Origin of the sequence: Pseudomonas sp. UV AK001, assembly GCF_046097675.1 — a bacterium.
Lineage (GTDB): Bacteria > Pseudomonadota > Gammaproteobacteria > Pseudomonadales > Pseudomonadaceae > Aquipseudomonas > Aquipseudomonas kribbensis.
Genome location: NZ_JBJUVZ010000026.1, coordinates 1 through 812 on the forward strand (window position 1 = coordinate 1; position 812 = coordinate 812).

Sequence of the window (812 nt, forward strand, 5' to 3'; positions counted from 1 at the left end):
TCTGCAAGACCGGCTGGTCCGCGAGCATCAGGGCTGGGGCACCCTGCGTTACACCTACGATGCTTGCGGCCAACTCACCCGGATGCGTCTGCCGGACAACAGCAAGCTCGACTACCACTACGCCAAGGGCGGCGCGCTGACCGCGATCGACCTCAACGGCGCCTTGCTGACCCGTCACGTCTACCAGAACGGCCGCGAGCAACAGCGCCAGCAGGGCCTGCTGCTCAGCGAATATGCCTACGACGAGCAGGGCCGTTTGCGAGTGCATTCGGTTCATCAACATGACCGAGCACTGTACCTGCGTCACTACAGCTACGCGGTCAATGGCAACCTGGCGTCTATCGCCGACAGCCGTCACGGTCAACGCAGTTACTACTACGACGCTCTCGACCGTCTGGCCAGCGTGCGCCACACCCGCGACGATGTGCCGGAAAACTTCGCCCACGACCCGGCCGGCAACCTGCTGCTGCAGGACCGGCCGGGCCCGACACACATCAAGGGCAACCGCCTGCTGATGCAGGGCGACCGCCATTACGACTACGACGCCTTCGGCAACCTGATCCGCGAACGCCGTGGCCGCGCCCAACAACTGGTCACTGCATACCGCTACGACAGCCAGCATCGCCTGATCGGCCTGACCCGTCCCGACGGCACCAGCGCCACCTATCAATACGACGCCTTCGGCCGCCGCATCCGCAAAACCGTCGACGGCCAGACCACCGAGTTCTTCTGGCAAGGCGATCACCTCATCGCCGAAAGCAGCCCGACCCAGCACCGCAGCTTCATCTACGAACCCGGCACCTTCCGCCCCC

Annotated in this window: 1 pseudogene; it reads left to right on the forward strand. The window is 64.7% G+C overall.

Features of this window, described 5'->3' with window-relative positions:
* A pseudogene (locus tag ACKLNA_RS29105) lies at positions 1-812 on the forward strand (type IV secretion protein Rhs); the annotation flags it as partial.